The following is a 17,128-nucleotide window of genomic DNA, read 5'->3' on the forward strand; positions in this document are numbered from 1 at the left end:
AACCTGATTTTTTTATTAAAAGAAAACTTAAAGTTTATAACGAATAGTCTTAATTTTAATACATTTGCAAAAAATATAAAATAATGAAAAAAATTGTATTAGTACTACTAACCACATTGTTAGTAATATCATGTAAAAAAGAAGGTTACGAAATAAACGGAATCATTAAAGGAGTCAAAAATGGAGAAAAAATTTACATTGAGACTTTAGATAAAAATAATCCCGTAAGAATAGATACTGCGGTAATTGAAAATAACAAGTTTCATTTTGAAGGCAAATTAATTAATGGACTAGAATTAGCTATTCTAAGACTTGAAGAGCCTTACAAAATGATGGCTGTCATTTTAGAGAATGGAATAATAAATGTAACCATGGATGTAGATACTTTAAAAAACTCTAAAATTGGTGGAACAACTGAAAATGATATCTTTCAAAAATTTAATGATGAAATAAAAACAAAATACGATTTAATCGATAAATTTAAAAATGACAACAAAGAGAAAATGGATATTGCTCAAAAGAACAACGATTCAATCTCAATAAAAAACTTACTAAATGAATTGAAAAAACTAGATACGGACTTGAAAAACATGCCCGTAAATTTTATAAATGAAAAACCTAATGCCTTTGTTTCTGTTCTATTTTTAGAAAATCTATTCAAAAACTCATTACTAACACCAAATGAGTTAACAGAATTGTATAACAAAATAGATAAGAAATTTTTGGAAACTAAATCAGGTAAAGAATTAAAACTGCTTTTTGAAAATCTTAACTCTACCGAAATTGGAAGTATTGCTCCTGATTTTTCTGGAAAAAATCCTGAAGGTAAAGAAATATCTCTTAAAGAATCTTTAGGAAAAGTTACAATAATCGATTTTTGGGCTTCATGGTGCGGACCATGTAGAGTTGAAAATCCAAACGTTGTGGCTATGTATAAAGAATTACATGAAAAAGGATTAAATATTATTGGTGTATCACTTGATAATCCAAATGGAGCACAAGCTTGGAAAGATGCAATTGCAAAAGATGGTTTAATATGGAATCATGTATCTAACTTAAAAGGTTGGAAAGATCCAATTGCTGTTCAATATAAAGTCCAATCTATACCTGCTACATTCATATTAAATAAAGATGGTGCTATTGTGGCAAAAAATTTAAGAGGTGAAGAGTTGAAAGCTAAAGTAAAAGAACTTTTAGGTGTTGAATAACACTTTTTAAACTTAAAATACAAATTCTCATTGTTTTCATAAGCAATGGGAATTTTTTATTTATTTCATTTTCAAAAGGTTAAAAAATAAGTTTAAAGTTGTTTGAATATTTATTTGTTTACTAAAAAAAGTATCCTATATTTGCAGCCGTTAAAGCAATAATGCTTGGGATTGGGGAGATACTCAAGCGGCCAACGAGGGCAGACTGTAAATCTGCTGTGAAAACTTCGCAGGTTCGAATCCTGCTCTCCCCACAAAAAACCACTCAATTGAGTGGTTTTTTTTTATGAATTGTTTTTTTTCTAAATAATTAATCTAATGTAAAAGTTACTGAAACTGTTGAAATAATCTCAATTTCACCAATGGCTAGTGTTTCTCTAACCACTGAATCGCTTTCCATTGCCATGGTTTTCATCATTCCTTTAAATTGTGGCTGCGGATAATAGGTTTGTGAATTATCTGTAATTAGTAATGCTTTGCCTATTTTTTGATCATTTAATACAGAAACATAATGTTCTGCTTTGTTTTTAGCATCTAAAATTGCTTCTTTACGTGCTTGCTTTTCAAGTTCTTTGATTTTTGAAGATTTAAATTCAACTCCTTGAATTCCATTTATACCTGTTTCTACTAAATCCATCATAAAAGCATCGTATTTTGACAAATCTTTTAAATGAATAACAAGCGTTTGATGGGCAACATAATCTTTCTTTTTGGTATTATAATCGTAGTTTTGGTACAAACTCGTTCGTTGCGTTTGATAATCTGTAGCAGCTATGTTTTGTTTCTTAAGAAGCTTTAAAACTTGATCTACAATAACATCATTTTCGGATTTAGCAACCTTGGCTTCTTTATTTGTGCTTTCGATTGAAACTGTAATTATAGCTTCGTCAGGAATTACTTTTATTTTTCCTTCACCAGTAACATTGATTTGAGGAACTTGTTTGATGTCTTGAGCAAATATTGAAGTTGAGACCATAAATAATAATAAGATTACTTTTTTCATATGTATATTTTTTTGTGATATTATATTAAGTTCAAAACGTATGCCAAAATTAATTGGTAAGAACCCTTATCTAATAACCCTGATGGAAATGGCATCCTTTTGTTGTTTTCAATAAACCACAAAAGATATAATGGACAGCAGGAATAGGAAATGTAAAAATGCCTAAAGTTGGGTTACTAAAGCTTATTATTTTTGTGAAGATAGAATAAAATTAGAATTGGAATTGCTAAAAGTACTACCATTTGAGTGTTTTCAAAAATGAGTTCTCTTTTTATGGCTAAAGTAATGAGATAGCCACCAATAGCTCCACCAAAATGGGCTGTATGTCCAATATTATCCGATTTTGCTTTCATACCATAAATGGAATATAAAAGATAACCAATGCCAAAAATATATCCCGGAATTGGAATGGCAAAAAACAACAATAATTCCATATCAGGATACAACAAAATTGCACTATAAATAATACCTGTAACAGCACCTGAAGCACCAACGGCACGATAATAATATTCGTCTTTATGAAAATAATAAGTTAGTAAACTACCACTAATTAGACTTCCAAAATAAATGTATAGAAACATTAAATCATTGAAATTATTGGCAATTATGGGTGCAAAAATATAAAAAGTAAACATATTGAAAGCCAAATGTGGTATATCAACATGAAGAAAACCTGAAGTAAGCATTCGAATTTGTTCTCCAGCTCTTACACTTCCTATATGAAATTCGTATTTTCTAAAAAAAGAGGAATCACCAAAGCCTTTAAAACTGACTATGACGTTAATAGCAATAATTGCAATTATTATACTATTCATTTTTTGTATTGTTTTTGTAAAAGTAGAAAAAAGGAACTTTCTAAATGTTATTTTATAAGTATATTTGTAAAAAAATTGTAATGCAATTAATAGTTTTTATTTTTGTTTATCCTATTTTGTGGCTGATTTCTATTTTGCCCTTTCGATTATTGTACTTGTTTTCTGATTTTGTTTTCTTTCTTGTTTATAGAATAATAAAATACAGAAAAAAAACAGTCCGACAAAATCTTGCGCTTGCTTTACCTCATTTATCAAGAGAAGAAAGAAATGAAATAGAAAAAAAATTCTATCATCACATGTGCGATATGTTTTTAGAAATGATAAAAACACTTAGTATATCTAAAAAAGAGATTGAAAAACGCTATGTTTTTACCAATTTAGAAGTTTACAAAGATTTAGAAAAAAAGAATAAAAGTATTGCTTTACTTTGTGCGCATTATGCAAGTTATGAATGGGTTGTATCAATGAATCGTTATATTTCATTTAAAGGATATGGAATTTATAAAAAAATTGCTAATAAATATTTTGATAAATTAGTTCATGAAATTCGTTCAAAATTTAAAGCCAATCTGATAACTACAAAAGAGACTGCTAGTAGGATTGAAAAAAATTATAAAGAAGGTGTTTTGAGCTTATACGGTTTTGCAAGTGATCAATCTCCAAGAGAAGACAAAATCATTTGTTGGGAACATTTTATGGGTGTTGAAACTCCAATTCATACTGGTGCAGAAATGCTTGCTAAAAGATACGACATGAACGTAATATTTTTAAAAACCAAAAAAATAAAACGCGGTTATTATGAAGGCACATTTGAATTAATGGCCGAAAATCCTAAAGAAACTGACCGTTTTGAAATTTCTAAAGATTTTATTAAGCGAGTTGAGAAACAAATTTATGAAGCTCCTGAATATTATTTATGGACTCATAAACGCTGGAAGCACACAAGATAAGTTAAAAATTAAATAACTCTTCTACTCTATTTTCATCAACTGATTTTGCATCAATAAATTCAAATTCGTTTGATTTTGGATTGTACTGATAATCTTTTGCCCATTGCGAATGATTTTTAGCCAATTCTTTGATACTATCACAAACATATTCAATTTCTTTTGTGGTAGTTGTAGGATGAACTGACATGCGAATCCAACCTGGTTTCTGAATCAAATCACCCGATGTGATTTGACAAACTAAATTATTAGAAGTTTCTTGATCAACATGCAACAGATAATGACCATAAGTTCCTGCGCAACTGCATCCGCCTCGAGTTTGAATACCAAATCTGTCATTTAATATTTTGACACCTAAATTGAAATGTAAGTCATTTATATAAAAAGATATTACTCCCAACCTGTCTTTATGTTCTTTGGCTAAAATGTTAATATTTTCAACATTGCCTAGACTTTCAAAAATAAAGTCTACAATTTCATGTTCCCGTTTTAAGATATTTTGAACACCCATTTGTTCTTTCAGCTGAATGGCTAATGCTGTTTTAATCACTTGTAAAAAGCCAGGAGTTCCACCGTCTTCTCTATCTTCAATATTATCAATATACTTGTGTTCGCCCCAAGGATTGGTCCATGAAACAGTACCTCCACCAGGACAATCAGGAATGTTATTTTTATGTAAATTTTTATTAAAAGCCATTACACCCGAAGTACCTGGTCCGCCTAAAAACTTATGAGGTGAAAAGAAAATTGCGTCTAAATAAGCTTCTTCATCTTCTGGATGCATGTTGATTTCGACATAAGGACCAGAACAAGCAAAATCCACAAAGCAAACTCCATTATTTTGGTGCATCATTTTAGCCACTTCATAATAAGGAGTTTTGATACCTGTTACATTAGAACAAGAAGTAATTGAAGCAATTTTAAAACTTCTGTCTTTATATTTATCTAATACTTGTTTAAATTCGTTTAAGCAAAATAATCCTTCGTTATTGGCAGGAATAATCACAACATCGGCAATAGTCTCAATCCAAGAAGTTTGGTTAGAATGGTGCTCCATGTGCGAAACAAAAACAACCGGTTTTATTGCTTTTGGAATATTTGTAAACTCTTTTAAATTTTCAGGTATTCTTAAACCTAAAATACGCTGCAATTTATTTACAACACCTGTCATTCCGGTTCCACAGTTAATTAAAATATCATTATCATTAGCGTTGATGTGATGTTTAATTATTTTTTTTGCTTTATGATAAGCCATTGTCATGGTTTTACCGGTAACAGAAGTTTCTGTATGGGTATTGGCTACAAAAGGTCCAAAATCATTCGCTAGTTTGTCTTCAATTGGTCTGTAAAGTCTGCCACTTGCGGTCCAATCGGTATAAATAATTTTTTTTGACCCAAATGGGGTTTCAAATTGTTGATTGATTCCAATAATATTAGCTCTGTATTTTTGAAAATAAACTTCTAATGCTGTTGTTTCTGACACTGAATTCATAACCATAATGATTTGATACAAAAATAATATTAAATTCAATAAAACTGAATATAAAATAAAAAAACCTCCAAAATTTGAAGGTTTCTTATAATTATATTATTGATTCTTATTTTATGAATTCAATTTTCTGAGCTTCTTCAATGTTAATACTGTCAAAAAAACCTTGTTCATTCATCCAATCATCGCTGAATACTTTACTCATGTAACGTGAACCATGATCTGGGAAAATCACTACAACATTACTGTTTTCGTCAAATTCTCCTTCTTGTGAAAATTGTTTAACGGCTTGAAGAGCTGCACCTGAAGTATATCCTACGAATAAACCTTCTGTTTTAGCTAAATCTCTAGCACAATGAGCACTTTCCTCATCAGATACTTTCATGAATTTATCAATAATATCAAAATCTGTAGCGGTTGGAATTAAGTTTTTTCCTAAACCTTCGATTCTATAAGGATAAATTTCATCATTATCAAATTCTTTTGTTTCGTGGTATTTTTTTAATACTGAACCAAAAGCATCGACACCTAAAATTTTAATATTTGGATTTTTTTCTTTTAAGTATTTTGCGGTTCCTGAGATGGTTCCACCAGTTCCACTACAAGCTACTAAATGGGTTATTTGACCTCTAGTTTGTTCCCAAATTTCTGGACCAGTACTTTTGTAATGAGCATCAATATTTAATTGATTAAAATATTGATTGATGTAAACAGAACCTTTAGTTTCATCATGTAATCTTTTGGCAACACTGTAATAAGATCTTTCATCATCTGCGGAAACATTAGCAGGACAAACATATACTTTTGCACCCATCGTGCGAAGCATATCAATTTTGTCTTTTGATGATTTTGAACTTACTGCTAAAATACAATTATAACCTTTTATGATACTAACCATAGCCAAGCTAAAACCGGTATTTCCTGAAGTTGTTTCGATTATTGTATCACCTGGTGATAAAATACCTTGCTTTTCAGCTTCTTCAATAATGTATAGAGCAATTCTGTCTTTAGTTGAATGACCTGGATTAAAAGCTTCTACTTTAGCGTAAAAATTTCCTTCTAGTTCATTTGTGATTTTACTAAGCTTAATTAATGGAGTGTTTCCAATTAGTTCTAAAACGTTGTTATAAGCTTTTATTTGTTCTTTCATAAATAACGTATTATTCCAAAGTGTTTTTTCTTGATTTTTTTAACCACAAAACCCTGCAAATTTACAAAAAAAATTTAATTATTTCTCAATTCCTTCTAAATCTAGTAAAAAACTAAATTCTCTGGCTACTTCTTTGAGACTTTCAAACCTTCCTGAAGCACCACCATGCCCCGCATCCATGTCTGTTCGGAACAATAAAATATTTTTATCTGTTTTTTTTGTTCTTATTTTGGCTACCCATTTTGCTGGTTCCCAATATTGGACTTGAGAATCATGTAAACCTGTAGTTACTAACACATTAGGGTAATTTTGAGTTTTTACATTATCGTAAGGAGAATAAGACTTCATATAATCGTAATATACTTTCTCATTTGGATTTCCCCATTCGTCATATTCACCAGTTGTTAACGGAATTGTTTCGTCAAGCATTGTAGTTACAACGTCAACAAATGCTACTTGTGCAATTACTCCGTTATATAATTCTGGAGCAATATTTACAACAACTCCCATTAGTAATCCACCAGCTGAGCCACCTTCTGCATATAAATGGTCTTTAGAAGTATATTTTTCTTGAATTAGGAATTTAGAACAATCTACAAAATCTGTAAACGTATTCATTTTTTTTAATAATTTTCCGTTTTCATACCATTCTCTTCCTAAATCTTCGCCACCTCTTACGTGAGCAATTGCATAAATAAAACCTCTATCCAATAAACTTAAATTTATTGATGAAAAGTAAGGATCCATTGATGAACCATAAGAACCATAAGCATATTGCAATAACGGATTTGATCCATCTTTCTTGATACCTTTTCTGTAAACCATCGATATTGGAATTTTAGTTCCATCCGTTGCGGTTGCCCAAACTCGTTCCTCTGTATAATTATCTTTATCAAATTTGCCTCCTAAAACTTGCTGTTCCTTAAGAACAGTTTTTTCTTGAGTTCTCATGTTAAAATCAATAACTGAAGAAGGTGTTTTCATGGATTGATAAGCAAAACGAAGTATTTCAGTATCAAAATCAACATTAGTTGTTGTGTATGCAGTATAAGTTTCACTTTCAAAAGGTAGATAATAAGCACCTACTCCATTCCATGGTCTAATTTGAATTTTATTTAAACCATTGGTACGTTCTTCGACAACCAAATAATCTTTAAAAATATCTACACCTTCAAGAAGAGTTTCTTTTCGATGAGGAATAACATCAGTCCAATTTTCATAACCCGTAGCATTTTCAGGAGTTTTCATTAATTTGAAATTGAAAGCCTTGTCTTTGTTAGTCACCACATAAAAACTATCTCCAAAGTGCGAAATACTGAATTCTAAGCCTCTTATTCTCTTTTGAAACATTCTGAAATTTCCTTTTGGATTATCTGTTTCTAAAATCTGAAATTCATTTGATAAAGTACTATTGGAACCAATTACAATATATTTTTTTGATTTTTCTTTATAAACATAAGTAGTAAATGTTTCATCTTTTTCATGAAAAACCATTACATCATCAGCAACTGGTGTATTTAGTTCATGTCTGTAAATTTTACTTGATCGTAAAGTTACAGGATCTTTTAGCGTGTAAAAAAAAGTTTTATTATCCGCAGCCCAAGTTGCACCACCAGTTGTGTTTTCTATTTTATCAGGAAGAATTTCATTAGTTTCTAGGTTTTTTATTTGAATTTCATATTGTCTTCTTGAAACTTTATCCACACCAAAAGCAGCCCATTTATTATCATCACTAACACTCAAACCACTCAAACTAAAATACGCATGTCCTTTGGCCATTTCGTTACAATCAAAAAGAATTTCTTCTTTAGCAGACATACTTCCTTTTTTTCGAGCATAAATAGGATAATCTTTACCTTTTTCGTATTTCACTATGTAATAATAACCATTGTACAAATAAGGAACCGATTCGTCATCCTCTTTGATTCTAGATTTCATTTCATCAAATAAAGTCTTTTGCAAATCATTGGTATGAGCGGTCATTTTATTGTAATATTCATTCTCTTCGTTAAGATAGGCTATTACTTCTGGATTTTCTCTATCGTTTAACCAATAGTAAGGATCTAATCGTTGGTCACCATGCTTTTCTAAAATAGTATCTTTTACTTTAGCAATGGGTGTCTTAATATTTTCAGGCATTTTTGATTTTTTACTTTTATTACAAGAGCTTACAAAAATAAGACATAGTAAGAAAATTGAGGTTTTAAATTTCATCTTTTTTTGATTAATTTTAATGCAATTTAGTAAATTTGCCTTCTTAACCACAAATAAATTATTAACAATGTTTGGAGACATGATGAATATGATGGGTAAATTAAAAGAAACCCAACAAAGAGTAGAAGAAACAAAGAAACGTTTAGACCATGTTTTGGTTGATGAGCAGAGTACTGATGGTTTATTAAAAGTTACCATGACAGCAAATAGAGTTGTTAAAAACATTTCTGTAGATGATAGACTTTTGGAAGATAAAGAGATGTTGGAAGATTATTTAATTACGACTTTAAATAAAGTGATTGCCAAAGCAACAAATGTTAACGAAACCGAATTGGCTGCTGTTGCAAAAGAAGGAATGCCATCAATACCAGGAATGGATTTGTTTAAATAATTAAGTACTTTTTAAGCCTTCGATAAGCATATCAATATCCTCTTTGGTGTTAGTGTGACAAAAGGAAACTCGCAAATTAGGTTTTTTTAAGTTTTCATCTGATAAAATTTCAGATAAAACGTGAGAAGGCTTTACACTTCCACTTTGGCAAGCACTACCTCTAGAAACCGCAATCCCTTTGATGTCTAAATTAAAAAGCATCATAGCAGTTTTGGCTTCCGAAAAAGGTAAAATAAAATTAATGATGTTATAGAATGTGTTTTCTCCCACTATTCTAATGTCAGGAAAATTGGCTAGTAATTGTTCAATACAATAGTTTTTTAAATCTGAAATATAGGCCATGTCTTTTTCAAGATTTTCGTGACCTAAATCAAATGCTTTAGCCATTCCTGCAATTTGATGAACAGCTTCAGTGCCTGCACGCAATCCTTTTTCTTGTGCACCACCATAAGTCATAGGCTGCATAACAATTCCTTTTCGAACATAAGCAAAACCAATGCCTTTTGGACCATGAAATTTATGAGCACTTGCAACTAAAAAATCAACTGGTAAAAGTTCTAAGTCTATTTTAGATTTCCCAATAGATTGAACAGTATCACAATGAAATAAGGCTTTGTGTTCTTTACACAACTTTCCAACTTTACTAACATCTAATTGAGTACCTATTTCGTTATTGACATGCATTAATGAAACCAATGTTGGAATTTCTTGATTTAATAGTTCCGATAAATGATTGTAATCAATTGAACCAGTTGGTAATATATTTACAAAATCAAGTTGGATATTGTATTCTTTTTGCAAAGCTAAAACAGTATATAAAGTAGCATGATGCTCTATTTTAGAAGAAATTATTCTCTTGATTCCGTTATGCTTTACGGCATTATTTAATATCCAATTCGTAGCTTCTGTACCACTACTTGTAAAGATTAATTCTGATGAAGAACAATTCAAATGTTTAGCAATGGATTTTCTTGAAGATTCTACTAATGTTTTTGAACTTCTTCCAAAACTATGTGTTGATGAAGGATTTCCATAATCATTTTGTAAAACCTGAACCATTTCATCTATTACTTCAGGCAATAAACAAGTTGTTGCTGCACTATCTAAATAAACTTTTTTTGACATTTGTTGTGTTTTATGCAAAGATACGAATAAGAAATTGCTAAAAAAGAAATTCCAAATTCCAAAATTAAATAAACTTTGGGATTTGGAATTCTGTTTTTAAGATTAAAAGATATTAATGACTCGCAGCTACTTCAACAGCGTCAACATCAATATTTTGCTTCTTCAACAAGGCTTTTACCAGAATTGCAAATAATGTTAAATATGCAAAACAAACAACAGCTACTATATAAGACTGATGAATCCCAATAATATCTGATAATTTTCCTTGAATTGGAGGAATGATTCCACCACCTAAAATCATCATCACTAAGAAAGCAGAACCTTGAGAAGTATATTTTCCTAAACCAATAATAGACAAACTAAAAATAGATGGCCACATGATCGAACAAGCCAATCCACCGGCTAAAAATGCATATATAGCAACAGTTCCTGTACTAAACAAGCCTACCAACATAGCTAAAATTCCTAAACTACCAAAAATAGTTAAAGTTCTAGCAGGCTTATCTTTACTCAAAAAGAAAGCTCCAATTTGAATAAACACACAAAACACATAATAATATAATGGTTTCATGTCTTTTCCTGACAAAATATTTACTCCTAAAATTATTGCGAAAGCTACCAAAGGCACTATGATTAAAGCAATTGTTTTTTTCATACCTTTTAATTCAAAAACACTAACTGCTCCTGCCCAACGACCAATCATTAAACTTCCCCAATACATTGAAATGTAAGGAGCAATTTCCGATGACATTAAACCTCCAAAATCTTTTAGTTTTAATAATTCTCCCAAATTACTTCCAATAGCTACCTCTACTCCTACATAAGTAAAAATTGCCAACATTCCCAAAACTAATTGTGGATATTGCATAGCTCCCCAACCTTCTGATTTCTTTTTGGCCGAAGTATACGAAAATAAAATTCCACCCAAAATAACAGCTAAAGCACCAAAAAGCCAATACATTCTGTATTTTTCTAATGGCATTTTTATGGTATCTATTTCATCGGTTTGTGGTTTAATTTCACTTTTCAATACGTCAATTGAAGCCTCAATGTTAGTTACTTTTATTGATTTTTCAGCTTCAGATAGAGATTTGTCATGTTTGTTTAAAACTAAATCATCAATAAGTTTATTGATTTTTTTTGTTGTAGGTTCAATATTTTTTTCAATTTGAACAATTTGTTTTGCTTCATCAGAATTATAGCTAGCAAAAACTGGACTAAACATTACAATTAGTAAACCTGTAATAACAATTAGCGTGTATAAAGCTTTGTTAGCTTTTTCAATGGGCTCATCTGAAATTCCTGAAGGTACTTTTTTAGAAAAATAAAATAATGCTGCAGCAGCTACAAAAAGTAAACCAACACAAACGTATAAAATCACAACTTTATTTAATTCTAATAATTTAATTTGTTCGTCAGAAATGGAAGCTGCAGTTCCAAAAAGTGCTAATGCAACTACAATTGGACCAATAGTTGTTCCAAACGAATTGATACCGCCACCAAGATTAACACGACTAGCGCCTGTTTTTGGATCACCTAATAAAATGGCAAACGGATTAGCTGCTGTTTGTTGTAAAGAAAAGCCCAAAGCAACAATAAACAATCCAACTAACATTCCTGCATACAAATTAGCCTCAACTGCAACAATCATAGCTCCTGCTCCCAATGCTGAAAATAATAAGCCATATACAATACTTCCTTTATAACCCCATTTTCCAACAATATCTTTCCCCGTATTATTTCCAAAAGCGAACAATAATAAAGCCCCAACGTAATAGGCTGTATAAAAGGCAAAATCTACCAATTGAGATTGAAATTGATCTAACGAAAAATAACTTTTACAGAAGGGAATAAAAATACTATTTCCAGCTGCAATAAATCCCCAAAAGAAAAATACTGTAATAAGTGTATACAATGCTGGATAGTTGGTTTGAATCTTGTTTGAACTCATAATTGATGCTGTTTAATTTTCAATTTTATAAAATATTAGTAACAAACAACTTAAATTAAATAAATGATAATTTAAAGCTGAAAAATTTGTTAAATATACATTTATAAGGTAATATTCTATATTATTATAAAAATTAGTTATTAACGAAATCGTTTTCTTTATGAATTAAAAAAAAAATGAATTGTCCATTATTATTGAACCAAAAACCTACATATTTCTTAAGATAAGCTCTAAATTCATAGCATTTAGACGATTAAAATAAGACAACTGTTTGTTATCATTAAAAAACTAAGTTAAAAGTTATCGAGTTTTCATTTTTAAAATTACTTTTGCTAAAAATAGTTAACAATGAAAAAAATCATAGCAATCTTAGTTTTGTCATTACTTTTTAATTCCTGTGATGATGGTGACTTAACTTTAGAATCATTTAATTTTTCCAATCAAGCCATTCAAAAATGTTCTGATCCAAACAAGACTTTTTTATACAAAATAAACGGCGAAGAACTTTTGGTTTTAAATACAGATGCAACTATTTATACCTTAGATCCTAACGAAACTAATTTTCCTTATACCAAAACTTATCAAGTTGGTAGTGCTTATGGGATTTTTTATAGAATTTATGATACTACTGCTTCAACTACTACAATTTGCAGTACAATTGCACCAGCAACCCCAATAGTTGTTAATGAATGGAATGCAACTGGTGGAACGATTGAAGTTACAACCTCAAAACGTTTTGCTACTGATGGCATAACATTATTAGGATACACTTACACCATAAAGTTTTTAAATGTTAATTTCGCTAATTCTAATAACTCATTCAGTTTTGAAGAATATTTACTAGGCGATTATCAACCCTAAAAAAAACTTAAACCTTTTTCTGTAAGAAATAAACTTCGGTTGCTCCTTGACCATATTTTTGATAATTGGCTTCTTGGGTGCTTATGTTTTCGTATCGTTTTAAAAGAAATTCTAACTCTGTTTTTAAAACTCCTTCACCAACTCCGTGAATTAAAACCAACTTTGGAATTCGGTTTCTAATGGCAAATTCCATTTGTCTTTTTGCTGTATCCAATTGAATGGTTAAGATGTCATAATTATTCAAACCTTTCTTTGAAGGAACTAATTTTTCAATATGCAAATCCACTTCTAAAGTAAAAACATCTCTTGAAGATTTCTTTTCTTTTGTAAAACTTCTCTTTTTTTCTTCTTGTTTTTCAGCTTTTACTTGACTTATAGTATCACGAGAAATAAAACCTTTTAAATCATTGGAAATGTTGTTTTTAACCAATTCATTGACAAAATATGTCATCGGAAATCCATCCTCAGTTTCTATGGTTATTTGATTTGAATTCACTGCAATAACAATACCGTCAATAGCATCATCTAAAACCGAAACCTTATCTCCTATTTGAAAATTTGACATGCCTTTTTTATTAAAATTAAACCTTACCAAAAGTAAAAAAGATTAAAGGAATTAACTACAAATACATTTTTTATTTGTAAAATTGTAAACAAATAATTTTTTATTTTATGGAAGATTACATGTTACCCTGCATGAATAAAACTATTTTTGGAGTAGACTGTATGGGTTGCGGAACACAAAGAGCATTTCACCTTTTATTGCAAGGTGAATTTGTAGAAGCGTTTAAAATGTTTCCAGCTATCTACACATTAATACTATTTACTGTAGTTCTATTTTTACATTTTATTGATAAAAAAAGAAACTATTTAAAATTAATAAGTCTTTTAGCAATAGTAAATGGAATTCTAATGATTATTAATTATTTTTATAAAATCAATTTCAATTAAATACCAACTAAAACTAAATTAAATTATGGAAAAACAAAAATTACCTAACGAACAAGTAGTAATGATTTTAGGCATCTTATCCTATATTGGATGTTGCTGTACGAGTGGAATTGGAGGATTAATTCTTTCGGGAATTGGATTGTATTTAGCTAAAAAAGCACACGATACTTACAACGAAAACCCTGAACTTTACAACATTAAATCATTAGATACATGGAAAATTGTAAATATGGTTGCGTTTGTTTTAAGTGCTCTTGTCTTTGTATACTGGATTTACATGAAAGCAACAGGAAAAGATATTGAACAACAAAAACAACTTGAAGAACTTCTAGAACAACTAAGTAAAGGAAGATAATTTTTTTAAAAAACCGATTAAAATTTTAATCGGTTTTTTTTTATTTCTTACTTTTCAAATTCTTTTAAAGTCTTGGTGATAATTGACACACAATCTAATAATTGTTCTTCAGTCATTACTAAAGGTGGTGCAAAACGAATGATATTTCCGTGGGTTGGTTTTGCCAATAAACCATTTTCAGATAATTTCATACAAATGTTCCAAGCAGTTTCGCTTTCTTCTGAATCGTTGATTACAATGGCGTTTAATAATCCTTTTCCTCTTACTAATGAAACAATATTTGAAGTTTCAATATATTTATTTAATTCACTTCTGAATAAATTCCCTAACGTTCTTGCATTCTGAACTAATTTCTCATCTTTAACTACATCAAGAGCTGCAATAGCAACCGCTGCTGCTACAGGATTCCCACCAAAAGTAGAACCGTGTTGCCCTGGTTTAATGACATCCATAATTTCATTGTTAGCTAAAACTGCAGAAACAGGATAAACACCACCAGAAAGTGCTTTTCCCAAAATTAACATATCTGGTTGAACGTAAGTTGCTTGTTTTTCACAACTGTTCTCACAAGTACAATTTCCACAAACAGCTAAAATGGAACCTGTACGTGCAATTCCTGTTTGAACTTCGTCTGCTATAAATAATACCTCATTGTCTTTACAAAGTTTTTGAGCTTTAGCTAAATAATCTGTACTTGGAACATAAACTCCAGCTTCACCTTGAATAGGTTCAACCAAGAAACCAGCAATGTTTTTAGACGATTTAATGGCTTTTTCCAAAGCTTCGATATCGTCATAAGGAATTTTGATAAAACCTGCAGTATATGGTCCGAAATTCTTTCTAGCATTTTCGTCGTTTGAAAACGAAATGATTGTTGTAGTTCTTCCATGGAAATTATTCTCACAAACTATGATTTGTGCATCATTTTCTGAAATTCCTTTTTTCTCGTAAGCCCATTTTCTACAAATTTTGATAGCTGTTTCAACTGCTTCAGCACCTGTATTCATTGGTAAAACCTTATCAAAACCGAAATATTTTGTAATGTATTCTTCGTAAACTCCCAACTTATCGTTGTAAAAAGCACGAGAAGTTAACGTTAAGGTTTTGGCTTGTTCAATCATTGCTCCAATAATTGCAGGATGACAATGTCCTTGATTCACTGCAGAATAAGCCGAAAGAAAATCGTAATATTTTTTTTCGTCAACATCCCAAACATAAACGCCATCTCCTTTTGCTAAAACTACAGGAAGTGGGTGATAATTGTGTGCCCCAAATTGATCTTCTAAAGCAATTGCTTGATTAGATGCATTTTTTTCTAAAACTGACATAAATGAATTTTTTTAATCTGAACTCGTTACAGATTCTTAATAAAATCAACCTGTTTTTTAACAGGCAAGATTCCTTCTTTTGGAGAGAAATCATCCATATGTTACAAATGTAATAAAAAGAAATACCAAAAAGAAAAATCCAAATTCCAATTTTTTGAAATCTAAAAAATATTTATTTACTTCATAAAATTAGAAAAAAAATCCTCTATAAAATAAAGGATTTTTATTGATTTATAGATTATTACCAACTTATACTAAAGTAGCACTTGAAGTAATTTTTGTGTCTAATAATTTTGATATTAGGCAATTTTCTTCTGCTTTAGTAACTAATTCTTGAAATTTATCTTCTGAAATTCCGTCGATTTTTGCTTCTACAATTAAATGTGAACCAATGATTGAACCTTCTACCAAGTTAATTTCGCACTTAGTTTGTATGCTTTCAATTTTGTGACCTAACTCTCCAATGAAAGCTGATAATTGCATGGAAAAACAACCAGCGTGCGCTGCTGCTACTAATTCTTCTGGATTGGTTCCTACTCCGTCTTCAAAACGTGTTTTGAATGAATATTGAGCATTATTTAGAGTGGTACTTTGTGTTGATATTTTTCCTGTTCCTGTTTTTACGTCTCCGTTCCAAACAGCTGTTGCATTTCTTTTCATGTTTCTTTTTTTATTAGTTATTGAAACAAATTTAATGAAACTATTTTGGAATCACATTCATAATTTATTGATATAACCAATTCATAAATAAGAAATAACTATCTGATAAACTTAAAGATGCTTTTCATCAAACATTTCTAATAATTTATTTACGGTGTTCCAGTTTCTAGAAGTTGCTGTTACATTTAGCTTTTTTTCAATGTATTTTTGAGTCAATTTTGTTTTAGCAGCTCCAGTTTCGAGTTTCATGTAAATTCTGTTACCATCAATAAAAGCTTCATCAGGTTTGAATTGACTTATTTTTAAATCATTCAATGCATTATTATTGAGTTCTTTTGAAATAAAAGCAACGTATAGTTTTTTGGTATCGACATTTTTCTCTTTGAAAAAAGGATTATTGGTCAAACATTTTTCTAAGTCAGATTTACTGATTACAATTACTGGAACATCAAAACCCAGTTGTTTGAAGATTTCTTGTTTGATGGCAAAACCTATGCTATTAGGGTTCTCTTCTGTAGTTTCTAAGAACACATTTCCAGATTGAATATAGGTTTCAACGTTTTGAAATTGAATGTCTTCAAGCAGCTTTTTTAAAGCATCCATTTTAATCATATTGTGACCTGATACGTTTATGCCTCGAAGTAGTGCTAAGTGTTTCATTTTCTAAAGGTATTAAAAAT

Annotated in this window: 17 protein-coding genes and 1 tRNA gene; 7 read left to right on the forward strand and 11 right to left on the reverse strand. The window is 30.1% G+C overall.

What is annotated here, in order from left to right:
* Positions 1 to 83: 83 nt before the first annotated feature.
* Together ACTF56_RS03325 and ACTF56_RS03330 are read left to right on the forward strand one after the other, a co-directional pair.
* Positions 84 to 1,208, forward strand: a complete 1,125-nt coding sequence (locus tag ACTF56_RS03325; protein ID WP_438965494.1) for a redoxin domain-containing protein — start codon at positions 84 to 86, stop codon at positions 1,206 to 1,208.
* A gap of 173 nt (positions 1,209 to 1,381) precedes the next feature.
* Positions 1,382 to 1,462, forward strand: a tRNA-Tyr gene (locus ACTF56_RS03330).
* A gap of 56 nt (positions 1,463 to 1,518) precedes the next feature.
* On the opposite strand, the gene ACTF56_RS03335 is transcribed toward ACTF56_RS03330, so the two are convergent.
* Together ACTF56_RS03335 and ACTF56_RS03340 are read right to left on the reverse strand one after the other, a co-directional pair.
* The gene (locus tag ACTF56_RS03335) at positions 1,519 to 2,211 is read right to left on the reverse strand and encodes an SIMPL domain-containing protein (protein ID WP_438965495.1); all 693 of its coding nucleotides are present in this window, start codon (positions 2,209 to 2,211) and stop codon (positions 1,519 to 1,521) included.
* A gap of 176 nt (positions 2,212 to 2,387) precedes the next feature.
* Positions 2,388 to 3,026: a rhomboid family intramembrane serine protease gene (locus ACTF56_RS03340; RefSeq protein ID WP_438965496.1), complete on the reverse strand. Its 639-nt coding sequence runs from the start codon at positions 3,024 to 3,026 to the stop codon at positions 2,388 to 2,390.
* 80 nt (positions 3,027 to 3,106) lie between these two features.
* Between ACTF56_RS03340 and ACTF56_RS03345 the strand changes: the two genes are divergently transcribed.
* Entirely contained in the window at positions 3,107 to 3,976 is an 870-nt protein-coding gene (locus ACTF56_RS03345; RefSeq protein WP_438965497.1) for a lysophospholipid acyltransferase family protein, read from the forward strand.
* Between the two features lies 1 nt (position 3,977).
* Here the strand turns inward: ACTF56_RS03345 and ACTF56_RS03350 are convergent, their stop codons facing one another.
* The 3 genes from ACTF56_RS03350 to ACTF56_RS03360 form a co-directional block, all read right to left on the reverse strand.
* A complete protein-coding gene (locus ACTF56_RS03350) occupies positions 3,978 to 5,465 on the reverse strand; it encodes an aminotransferase class V-fold PLP-dependent enzyme (RefSeq protein WP_438965498.1) in 1,488 nt (495 codons plus the stop codon).
* Between the two features lie 106 nt (positions 5,466 to 5,571).
* Positions 5,572 to 6,612: a PLP-dependent cysteine synthase family protein gene (locus ACTF56_RS03355; protein ID WP_438965499.1), complete on the reverse strand. Its 1,041-nt coding sequence runs from the start codon at positions 6,610 to 6,612 to the stop codon at positions 5,572 to 5,574.
* A gap of 78 nt (positions 6,613 to 6,690) precedes the next feature.
* Positions 6,691 to 8,751, reverse strand: coding sequence for a S9 family peptidase (locus ACTF56_RS03360; protein ID WP_438965500.1), 2,061 nt, complete (start codon positions 8,749 to 8,751; stop codon positions 6,691 to 6,693).
* Positions 8,752 to 8,893: 142 nt separating this feature from the next.
* On the opposite strand from ACTF56_RS03360, the gene ACTF56_RS03365 reads away from it, so the two are divergent.
* Positions 8,894 to 9,217, forward strand: a complete 324-nt coding sequence (locus ACTF56_RS03365; protein ID WP_438965501.1) for a YbaB/EbfC family nucleoid-associated protein — start codon at positions 8,894 to 8,896, stop codon at positions 9,215 to 9,217.
* Here the strand turns inward: ACTF56_RS03365 and ACTF56_RS03370 are convergent, their stop codons facing one another.
* Positions 9,218 to 10,342, reverse strand: coding sequence for a cysteine desulfurase family protein (locus tag ACTF56_RS03370; RefSeq protein WP_438965502.1), 1,125 nt, complete (start codon positions 10,340 to 10,342; stop codon positions 9,218 to 9,220).
* Between the two features lie 112 nt (positions 10,343 to 10,454).
* Positions 10,455 to 12,293 (reverse strand): MFS transporter, encoded by a 1,839-nt coding sequence (locus ACTF56_RS03375; protein WP_438965503.1) that lies wholly within the window; start codon positions 12,291 to 12,293, stop codon positions 10,455 to 10,457.
* Positions 12,294 to 12,641: 348 nt separating this feature from the next.
* Here ACTF56_RS03375 and ACTF56_RS03380 point away from each other — a divergent pair, with 348 nt between their 5' ends.
* Positions 12,642 to 13,154, forward strand: coding sequence for a hypothetical protein (locus tag ACTF56_RS03380; protein WP_438965504.1), 513 nt, complete (start codon positions 12,642 to 12,644; stop codon positions 13,152 to 13,154).
* Between the two features lie 7 nt (positions 13,155 to 13,161).
* Here ACTF56_RS03380 and ACTF56_RS03385 read toward each other — a convergent pair whose 3' ends face one another.
* Positions 13,162 to 13,719, reverse strand: coding sequence for a Smr/MutS family protein (locus ACTF56_RS03385; RefSeq protein WP_438965505.1), 558 nt, complete (start codon positions 13,717 to 13,719; stop codon positions 13,162 to 13,164).
* Between the two features lie 107 nt (positions 13,720 to 13,826).
* Between ACTF56_RS03385 and ACTF56_RS03390 the strand changes: the two genes are divergently transcribed.
* The gene (locus ACTF56_RS03390) at positions 13,827 to 14,105 is read left to right on the forward strand and encodes a DUF2752 domain-containing protein (RefSeq protein ID WP_438965506.1); all 279 of its coding nucleotides are present in this window, start codon (positions 13,827 to 13,829) and stop codon (positions 14,103 to 14,105) included.
* Between the two features lie 25 nt (positions 14,106 to 14,130).
* Positions 14,131 to 14,460, forward strand: a complete 330-nt coding sequence (locus ACTF56_RS03395) for a CCC motif membrane protein (protein WP_438965507.1) — start codon at positions 14,131 to 14,133, stop codon at positions 14,458 to 14,460.
* Positions 14,461 to 14,507: 47 nt separating this feature from the next.
* Here ACTF56_RS03395 and rocD read toward each other — a convergent pair whose 3' ends face one another.
* The 3 genes from rocD to ACTF56_RS03410 all read right to left on the reverse strand — a co-directional run bounded on the left by rocD (position 14,508) and on the right by ACTF56_RS03410 (position 17,108).
* Positions 14,508 to 15,788, reverse strand: coding sequence for an ornithine--oxo-acid transaminase (gene rocD, locus ACTF56_RS03400; RefSeq protein WP_438965508.1), 1,281 nt, complete (start codon positions 15,786 to 15,788; stop codon positions 14,508 to 14,510).
* A gap of 249 nt (positions 15,789 to 16,037) precedes the next feature.
* Positions 16,038 to 16,448: an OsmC family protein gene (locus ACTF56_RS03405; protein WP_438965509.1), complete on the reverse strand. Its 411-nt coding sequence runs from the start codon at positions 16,446 to 16,448 to the stop codon at positions 16,038 to 16,040.
* Positions 16,449 to 16,559: 111 nt separating this feature from the next.
* Positions 16,560 to 17,108, reverse strand: a complete 549-nt coding sequence (locus ACTF56_RS03410; RefSeq protein WP_438965510.1) for a DUF1697 domain-containing protein — start codon at positions 17,106 to 17,108, stop codon at positions 16,560 to 16,562.
* Positions 17,109 to 17,128 lie beyond the last annotated feature (20 nt).

The sequence above is a fragment of the Flavobacterium sp. genome, assembly GCF_965657075.1.
In the GTDB taxonomy this organism is placed as follows: Bacteria; Bacteroidota; Bacteroidia; order Flavobacteriales; family Flavobacteriaceae; genus Flavobacterium.

Bases quoted from the DNA above. Each gene is read 5' to 3' on its own strand.
- ACTF56_RS03325 (WP_438965494.1), top strand. From the start codon at position 84: ATGAAAAAAATTGTATTAGTACTACTAACCACATTGTTAGTAATATCA.
- ACTF56_RS03335 (WP_438965495.1), bottom strand. From the start codon at position 2,211: ATGAAAAAAGTAATCTTATTATTATTTATGGTCTCAACTTCAATATTT.
- ACTF56_RS03340 (WP_438965496.1), bottom strand. From the start codon at position 3,026: ATGAATAGTATAATAATTGCAATTATTGCTATTAACGTCATAGTCAGT.
- ACTF56_RS03345 (WP_438965497.1), top strand. From the start codon at position 3,107: ATGCAATTAATAGTTTTTATTTTTGTTTATCCTATTTTGTGGCTGATT.
- ACTF56_RS03350 (WP_438965498.1), bottom strand. From the start codon at position 5,465: ATGAATTCAGTGTCAGAAACAACAGCATTAGAAGTTTATTTTCAAAAA.
- ACTF56_RS03355 (WP_438965499.1), bottom strand. From the start codon at position 6,612: ATGAAAGAACAAATAAAAGCTTATAACAACGTTTTAGAACTAATTGGA.
- ACTF56_RS03360 (WP_438965500.1), bottom strand. From the start codon at position 8,751: ATGCCTGAAAATATTAAGACACCCATTGCTAAAGTAAAAGATACTATT.
- ACTF56_RS03365 (WP_438965501.1), top strand. From the start codon at position 8,894: ATGTTTGGAGACATGATGAATATGATGGGTAAATTAAAAGAAACCCAA.
- ACTF56_RS03370 (WP_438965502.1), bottom strand. From the start codon at position 10,342: ATGTCAAAAAAAGTTTATTTAGATAGTGCAGCAACAACTTGTTTATTG.
- ACTF56_RS03375 (WP_438965503.1), bottom strand. From the start codon at position 12,293: ATGAGTTCAAACAAGATTCAAACCAACTATCCAGCATTGTATACACTT.
- ACTF56_RS03380 (WP_438965504.1), top strand. From the start codon at position 12,642: ATGAAAAAAATCATAGCAATCTTAGTTTTGTCATTACTTTTTAATTCC.
- ACTF56_RS03385 (WP_438965505.1), bottom strand. From the start codon at position 13,719: ATGTCAAATTTTCAAATAGGAGATAAGGTTTCGGTTTTAGATGATGCT.
- ACTF56_RS03390 (WP_438965506.1), top strand. From the start codon at position 13,827: ATGGAAGATTACATGTTACCCTGCATGAATAAAACTATTTTTGGAGTA.
- ACTF56_RS03395 (WP_438965507.1), top strand. From the start codon at position 14,131: ATGGAAAAACAAAAATTACCTAACGAACAAGTAGTAATGATTTTAGGC.
- rocD (WP_438965508.1), bottom strand. From the start codon at position 15,788: ATGTCAGTTTTAGAAAAAAATGCATCTAATCAAGCAATTGCTTTAGAA.
- ACTF56_RS03405 (WP_438965509.1), bottom strand. From the start codon at position 16,448: ATGAAAAGAAATGCAACAGCTGTTTGGAACGGAGACGTAAAAACAGGA.
- ACTF56_RS03410 (WP_438965510.1), bottom strand. From the start codon at position 17,108: ATGAAACACTTAGCACTACTTCGAGGCATAAACGTATCAGGTCACAAT.